Annotated in this window: 6 protein-coding genes; 3 read left to right on the top strand and 3 right to left on the bottom strand. The window is 71.1% G+C overall.

Annotation, left to right across the window (positions count from 1 at the left end; translation table 11 throughout):
* The first annotated feature begins 52 nt into the window (after nucleotides 1-52).
* Nucleotides 53-1,078, top strand: coding sequence for a phosphotransferase family protein (locus tag FNH04_RS39125; RefSeq protein ID WP_152790761.1), 1,026 nt, complete (start codon nucleotides 53-55; stop codon nucleotides 1,076-1,078).
* A complete protein-coding gene (locus FNH04_RS39120; RefSeq protein ID WP_152790758.1) occupies nucleotides 1,053-1,583 on the top strand; it encodes a cupin domain-containing protein in 531 nt (176 codons plus the stop codon). Before FNH04_RS39125 ends, FNH04_RS39120 begins: the two co-directional genes overlap by 26 nt.
* 7 nt (nucleotides 1,584-1,590) lie before the next feature.
* Here FNH04_RS39120 and FNH04_RS39115 read toward each other — a convergent pair whose 3' ends face one another.
* The 3 genes from FNH04_RS39115 to FNH04_RS39105 form a co-directional block, all read right to left on the bottom strand.
* Nucleotides 1,591-2,496 carry a geranyl diphosphate 2-C-methyltransferase gene (locus tag FNH04_RS39115; RefSeq protein ID WP_152790756.1) on the bottom strand — a complete coding sequence of 302 codons (906 nt, stop codon included), beginning with the start codon at nucleotides 2,494-2,496 and terminating at the stop codon, nucleotides 1,591-1,593.
* A 64-nt stretch (nucleotides 2,497-2,560) separates the two neighbouring features.
* Nucleotides 2,561-3,670 carry a family 2 encapsulin nanocompartment cargo protein terpene cyclase gene (locus tag FNH04_RS39110; RefSeq protein ID WP_228031871.1) on the bottom strand — a complete coding sequence of 370 codons (1,110 nt, stop codon included), beginning with the start codon at nucleotides 3,668-3,670 and terminating at the stop codon, nucleotides 2,561-2,563.
* Nucleotides 3,667-5,160: a family 2B encapsulin nanocompartment shell protein gene (locus tag FNH04_RS39105; RefSeq protein WP_152790755.1), complete on the bottom strand. Its 1,494-nt coding sequence runs from the start codon at nucleotides 5,158-5,160 to the stop codon at nucleotides 3,667-3,669. The genes FNH04_RS39110 and FNH04_RS39105 overlap by 4 nt, the downstream gene beginning before the upstream one ends.
* A 650-nt stretch (nucleotides 5,161-5,810) precedes the next feature.
* Here FNH04_RS39105 and FNH04_RS39100 point away from each other — a divergent pair.
* Nucleotides 5,811-6,452 carry a phosphoribosyltransferase gene (locus tag FNH04_RS39100; RefSeq protein WP_152790753.1) on the top strand — a complete coding sequence of 214 codons (642 nt, stop codon included), beginning with the start codon at nucleotides 5,811-5,813 and terminating at the stop codon, nucleotides 6,450-6,452.
* Nucleotides 6,453-6,474 lie beyond the last annotated feature (22 nt).

Genomic DNA, 6,474 nt, shown 5'->3' with positions numbered 1-6,474 from the left:
GCCCCCGCACCCCGTACCCGACGCGGTAACCGCACCGACGGCCGATCCCGCACTGTCCGGCTTCCTGCACGCCCACGGACTGGCCGCCCCCGGTGAGGCGGCACGCTGGACACCGCTGGCCGGCGGCGTCTCGTCCGACCTGTGGCGGGTGGACCTGCCCGGCCGCTCCCTCTGCGTCAAACGTGCCCTGGCCCGGCTGCGGGTCGCGGCCGACTGGCAGGCACCGGTGTCCCGCAACGCCTACGAATGGGCGTGGATGCGGTTCGCGGCCGGACACCGGCCGGACAGCGTGCCCGAGCTACTCGCCCAGGACAGCGAGGCCGGCCTCTTCGCCATGGCGTACCTGCCACCCGAGCGGTACCCGATGTGGAAGGCGCAGCTCCTGGACGGCGAGGTGCGCGTGGCCACCGCGGCGGCCGTCGGAGAAGTACTCGGCACCCTGCACGCCGCGAGCGCGGGCGACACCGCCCTCGCCGCCGAGTTCGCCACCGACGAGAACTTCCACGCGCTGCGCGTCGAGCCGTACCTGCTGGCCACCGCGGCCGCCCACCCCGACCTGAGTGACACCCTCCACGGCCTCGCCGACCGCACGGCCACCACCCACCTGGCCCTGGTGCACGGCGACGTCAGCCCCAAGAACATCCTCGTCGGGCCGTCGGGGCCCGTGCTGCTCGACGCGGAATGCGCATGGTACGGAGACCCGGCCTTCGACCTCGCCTTCTGCGTCAACCACCTGCTCCTGAAGACCCTGGTGGTGCCCGGCCGCCGCGCCGAACTCCTGCACTCGGCCGGAGTGCTGGCCGAGGCGTACTTCCGGCGCGCCCACTGGGAGCCGTTGCCGGCCCTCCAGGCGCGCGCCGCTTCGCTGCTGCCCGCACTGCTGCTCGCGCGCGTGGACGGCAAGTCGCCGGTGGAGTACCTCACCGACGACCGCGACCGGCAGTTCGTGCGCACCGTTGCGTCGGCCCTGCTCCGCGCGTCCGCGCCCACCGTGGAGGACGTACTGGACGCCTGGCGCACCGCCCTGGACGTATCCGACCGAGGAGACACACATGCGCAGAGTCGTCACCGGCCATGACGTGAACGGGAAGTCGGTCGTCGTCAGCGACGGCCCCATACCCCGCAGCCGGGAGTTCACCAGCCTGCCGGGCTGGGTGTCCGCCGTCCCCTGGGCCACCGAACCCGGCGAGCCGGCCTCGCGGACGGGGGAGGACCCCACGCCGAAGATCACGAGCCTGCTGCCGGCGCCCGGCGGCACCCGGTTCATCGTCCTCACCATGCCGCCGGACACCGCGATGGCCGACCCGACGTTCGATCCGGTCGCCTTCGACCGCGAACAGCGGGCCGACTCACCCGGCATCGCGGAACTCATCGGGCCCGACGGGATGCACACCACACCGACCGTCGACTACGGCATCGTGCTCCAGGGCGAGGTCGTCCTCGAACTCGACGACGGACAGTGCACCCCCCTGTCGGCCGGGGACATCGTGATCCAGAACGGCACCCGGCACGCCTGGCGCAACCGCGGCGACCGCCCGGTGACGGTGGCCTTCGTGCTCATCGGAGCCGAAGCGGACGGCTGACCCGGCGTCAGACGCGGTCCGCCACGATCAGCAGGTACTGGAAGCTGCCGTTCCCGTAGGCGCCCAGGAAGGTGTCCTCGATCCCCGTGACCAGGTGCTCGGCCTGTTTGCGCAGCTGCCAGTAGGGGATCGTGGCGGCCGTCAGGTCCTGGACGTGGACGGGGACGAGGCGGTTGCGGGCCATGGCGCGAAAGTACTCCGACCGCGGGTGGATGTCGCAGATGTAGTGGGCGTTGATGAGGGACACCTCGCGGGAGGCCCGGCCATAGGTGTCGTTGTAGCAGCCGGTGATCGTCACATAGCGTCCGCCGCGGCGCAGCAGCCGGGCGTGCTCGGCGAACAGCAGGTCCAGCTCCACGTACATGGTGGACTCGTTGTTCCAGGACGCCGTGTACGCGCCGGACGGGAAGCCGGTGTCGAGCATGTTCCGGTGGTGGTAGCGCACCTTGTCGTCGATGCCCCGTCGACGGGCCTGCTCGCCCGCGAAGTCGGCCTGCTTCCTGGAGATCGTGACACCGTCGGCGTGGCAGCCGTACCGGAGATGGGCCACGACACTGCCGCCGCCGCGTCCGCAGCCGGCGTCGAAGACGCGGTCGGTGGGGGAGAGGGGACCGAGGTGGGAGGCGAGCAGCTCGGCCTGGGCCTGCTCCAGGCGGTGCAGTTCGGCGGTGACGCGGTCCCGGCGACGCGCGGGTGAGCCGCCGGGTTCGTCGTCGAGCACGGACCAGTCGACGTCTCCGACGCCGTAGTGGTGGTGGTACAGGTCGTCGATCTTCCCGAGTTCGAGGTTGACCGGGTTCTCCTCGGCGTTCCAGTAGTCCGCGACGCGGGTCTGGTACGTCGACTGGTACGTCGGCCGGTGTGTCTGGGCCGGCACCGGTGCTGCTGCCGTGGTGGCGTCGATGATGGTCAACGGTGGCTCCTCGTGGTGCGGTGGTGCGTGAACCCTGGCGGGGCGGAGGCCGTGCCGCGGGGCGTTACCAGTAGTCGGGCAGGTGGTAGCGGTGGGTGTTGGTGGCGTGCCACTCGTGGTTGCCGGACACCCAGGCGGCGAGGCCCCGGGCGTAGCGCTCGACCAGGGGTGAGATGGCGGACAGGGCCGCGGACTCCTCCTCGAAGGACTCCATGATCCGGTTGTGGATCTCGACGGCCTCCAGATAGGCGGCCTTCAGTCCGCACCGCTCGTTGGCGGCGATGACCTGGGGCAGGTTCAGATGGTTCGGATCGCCGGCCAGCTCCTTGGTGAAGGAGTACAGGTCGTTGACGATCGTGGTGGCGTTGCAGGCGAGTGCGGTGATCCGCTGGATCTCGGGCCGGGCGTAGACGGCCTCGGGCAGTTCGTAGCCGTCCACGGCGTCGACGATCGACAGACAGGGGCGGAAGTTGTTGAACTGCCGCATCACCAGGTACTCCCACACCCGCGGCACGTACCGGGTCTCGGACCAGGCGGCCTCGGCGAGATAGCCCAGGTGCAGCCGGGCGACGTCGTGCACGAAACGGTCGGTCTGGCTGGGGGTGGCGAACACGGCGTAGTCCCGCAGCGCGCAGTGGTACGAGCGCAGGGGACCGTCGGCCCGCATGCCGCCGCGCCACTCCTCCTCCAACTCGGGGGTGCCGTGGTACGGGTCGAGCGCCGACTGGGCCATGACCAGCCGGCCACCCAGCCCGCGCGGCGAACCGCCCCGGCCCTCGTCCTCCTCGCAGTAGCAGTTGTCGACGATGTTCTCGGCGAGCAGCAACTTGCCCGCCACCGTGAGGCGTTCCAGATCGGCGGCGTCCGGATGCTGCAGGACGACCGCCCGCCCGAACTGGAACCCGGAGAAGTCCCCGGACCACTCCGCGGGGAACAGGTCGAGACGCCGGGCCCAGGCCTCCAGCCTGCGGTCGATCTCCGCGGCCTTCGCGGGATCGGCGGGGGCGGCGGACCGGTACCGCAGCCCGGGGACCGCCCCACCTCGCCGGGCCCGTGCCGTACGGGCGAGGCTCGGCGGTCCGGGCAGCCGCGGCCCGTACGGCGCACCGGATGAACCGGATGAACCGGATGAACCGGATGAAGCGGATGACCCGGAGGTCGGGTGGATGCTCATTCGGGCATCCACCCGACCTGCACGTTCTCCAGCATCCCCGCGGCGTCGGGCACGAGGATGGCCATCGAGTAGTAGGCGGTGACCAGATAGCTCATGATCGCGGTCGAGTCGATGCCCATGAACCGCACGTTGAGGCCGGGCTCGTACTCCTCGGGGATACCGGTCTGGTGGAGGCCGACGACCCCTTGGTCCTTCTCTCCGGTGCGCAGCGCGATGATGCTGCTGGTGTGCTGCGGGCTGATCGGGATCTTGCCGCAGGGAAAGAACGGGACGCCGCGCCAGGCGGGCACCTCGTGGCCGTCGACGTTCACCGTGCCGGGCACCAGACCGCGCCGGTTGCACTGCCGGAAGAACGCCGCGATCGCCTTCGGATGGGCCAGGAACAGCCGGGTCTTGCGCCGCATCGACAGCAGTTCGTCGAGGTCGTCCGGGGTGGGCGGGCCGGAGAAGGTGCTGATGCGCTGACCGTGGTCGACGTTGTGCAGCAGCCCGAACTCACGGTTGTTGACCAGCTCCCACTCCTGGCGTTCGCGGATCTCCTCGATGGTCAGGCGGAGCTGCTGCTCGGTTTGGTTCATCGGGTTGTTGTAGAGGTCGGCGACCCGGGTGTGGACGCGCAGCACCGTCTGGGTGAGGGACAGCCCGTACTCGCGCGGGGAGAGGTCGTAGTCCACGAAGCCGCCCGGGAGGACCGGCTCGCCCACATGCCCGGCCTGTACGGGGACATCGGCCTCGCCCTTGCGGTTCATGGGCAGGCGCTGCCGCTGGGCGAAGGCCTCCAGATGGGCGGCGAGGGAGGGGGTGCGCTCGACGAACGCCAGGAGCGTGTCCCAGTTGAGCGCCAGCACCACACCCGGGGTCTCCGCGCGTACCGAGCTGAGCCACAGCGGGTCGGCCCGGCCGACGGCCTCGTCCCCCAGCCCGTCGCCGTCGGTGACGACCCCGATGACCTCCTCCTCGCCGTACTTGCCGGTGGTGTAGCGGGTGAACCGGCCGTGGACGACGAGATACGCCTCCGTCACCGGTTGCCCGGCGTCGACGAGGACCTGCCCCGCGCTCACCTCGCGCACCCGGAACCGGGAGGAGATCTCCCGCAGGGCCGCGGTGTCGGAGTAGCCGCGCAGCGCCGGCAGTTCGGTGAGCGTCTGCGGGATGACCCTGATGTCGTCGGCGCCGTTCTGTTCGAACTGCACCCGCCCCCGCCCGACGCGGAGTTGAAGGCGCCGGTTCACCCGGTAGGTGCCGCCCTGGACATCCACCCAGGGCAGCATCTTGAGCAGCCATCGCGAGGTGATGGCCTGCATCTGGGGTTCGGACTTGGTGGTGGTGCTGAGCTGACGGGCCGCCTGCGTGCTGAGGCTGGTGAACTGCTGGACGTCGGCGGTGGATCCGGTGGCGGATCCGTCAGCGGGTTCGGCTGCGCCTTCGGGGGAGCCTTCGGGAGAACTTTCGGGGGCAGACACATTCCCTCCCGGTACGTGAGCTGACATGGGCGAACACAAGTGGCCGCGAGCGGACGGGGCCGGGTGTTCGGGGACGAGTGACTCGTTCATCCACGGGCGGGCACGCGCCGCACGGGAGCGCGACGGCGGGAAGCCCGGCCCGGAACCCCCGCGGCACACCGGCGGCGATGCGCGGGTGACTGTCGGGGGTGCCGTCGGGTGGGTCAGCGGAGGCGGCGGTGGAGGTCGAGGACGAGGACGGGTGCCGGAGAGACGGATGCCATGACAGCGGCCTCGTGACGGTGCGTGCGGCGGAGCTGTGTGCGCCGCGAGCCAAGCCAAACAGTCGTGGAGGGCGGCCGGGAACCGCGTGAAAGGAGCGTTTTCCCGGCACGGGTGGTGCACACCCGCCGCGTGAGGCGCGGTGGCGGGCGGCCATGTGCTCCCACGCCGGTCGCCCGTGTCCTCTGCCACCGGCGCGGCGGCGCACGCACACGCGTGACGATCACGCCACGGACGTGAATCAGGGCCTGAAGGCTCATCGCACCGGTGTCCGGAAGGGGAAGGAAGGCGCTCTCTACGACCGTGTAGGCGGCTCCGGCCCGGGTACACGGCACCACCGACAAGGACACGGCCATCTCGTAGCTCCCCGTGAGGGCGGGGAAGCACCCCGTGTGGAAGAGGGGAGATGGAAGCACATGCTGTTCCGTGACCGCAGGCAGGCCGGGCAGGAACTGGCCGAAGAGCTGCGCATCCCGTACGACAAGGGCGCCCTGCCCGACCCCGTCGTCCTCGCCCTGCCCCGGGGCGGCGTGACGGTGGCCCGTGAGGTGGCGCGAGCGCTCGACGCCCCGCTCGACGTGCTCGTCGTGCGGAAGATCGGCGCCCCGTTCCACGAGGAACTCGGCGTCGGGGCCATCGTGGGCGACGATCCGCCCCTGTTCGACCACCGTACTCTGGCCCGGCTCGGCCTCAGCGAGACCGCCCTCGCCCCGGTGGTCGAACGGGAGAGACAGGAGCTGCGCCGCCGTGAGGAGCTCTACCGGCAGGGCCGCGAGGCCCCGGAGCTCCGGGGCCGCACCGTGATCGTCGTCGACGACGGGATCGCCACCGGTTCGACGGCACGCGCCGCGCTGCGCTTCGTACGGGGCCGGGACCCCGAACGCGTCGTGCTGGCCGCGCCGGTCTGCGCCCCCGACGCCGCCGAGATGCTCCAGGCGGAGGCCGACGACGTGGTCTGCCTCGACCGGCCGCGTCTGTTCAGTTCCGTCGGCGAGTGGTACCGGGACTTCGACCAGCTGACCGACGACGACGTGCTCGCGGCGCTGCACGACCGCTAGGCGTACAGGGGCGGGGCGTACG

The sequence above is a fragment of the Streptomyces phyllanthi genome, assembly GCF_009377205.1.
Taxonomy (GTDB): Bacteria; Actinomycetota; Actinomycetes; order Streptomycetales; family Streptomycetaceae; genus Streptomyces; species Streptomyces phyllanthi.
This window is presented reverse-complemented; position numbering and strand designations above follow the sequence as displayed.